Source organism: Terrabacter sp. P2_E3 (genome assembly GCF_056403915.1).
Window position 1 is genome coordinate 1 of sequence record NZ_JBFUEN010000034.1, and the last position, 633, is coordinate 633.

The 633-nt window shown below is 73.9% G+C and carries 1 protein-coding gene; it reads left to right on the top strand.

The features are described 5' to 3' along the window. On the top strand, positions 1 to 633 hold a 633-nt coding region (locus AC1DW8_RS22620; protein ID WP_478095946.1), incomplete at both ends, for a hypothetical protein.

Consider the following 633-nt stretch of genomic DNA (forward strand, 5'->3'; position numbering starts at 1 on the left):
CGCACCGCGATCGCCGCCGGCGCCTCGCTCACCATCAAGGTCGCCGGCGTCACCGGGTCACCCGTGCCCGCCGGAGCGACCGCCGCCGCGATCAACCTCACCGCCACCTCACCCCGGGCGGCCGGCTTCCTCAGCGCCGACTCGACCGCCACCACCGGCAGCTCCACCGCCAACTTCGCCGCCGGCCAGACCGTCGCCAACCTCCTCGTCGGCCGCCTCACCACCTCCGGCACGCTGACGATCGTCAACCACTCCGCCGGCACCGTGCAGGTCATCGCCGACGTCACCGGCTACCTCACCACCAGCGGCACGAGCCAGCGGTGGACGAGCACGACGCCCACTCGCCTGCTCGACACCCGCGTCGGCACGACATCCAACCCCGTCCGCACCGCGATCGCCGCCGGCGCCTCGCTCACCATCAAGGTCGCCGGCGTCACCGGGTCACCCGTGCCCGCCGGAGCGACCGCCGCCGCGATCAACCTCACCGCCACCTCACCCCGGGCGGCCGGCTTCCTCAGCGCCGACTCGACCGCCACCACCGGCAGCTCCACCGCCAACTTCGCCGCCGGCCAGACCGTCGCCAACCTCCTCGTCGGCCGCCTCACCACCTCCGGCACGCTGACGATCGTCAAC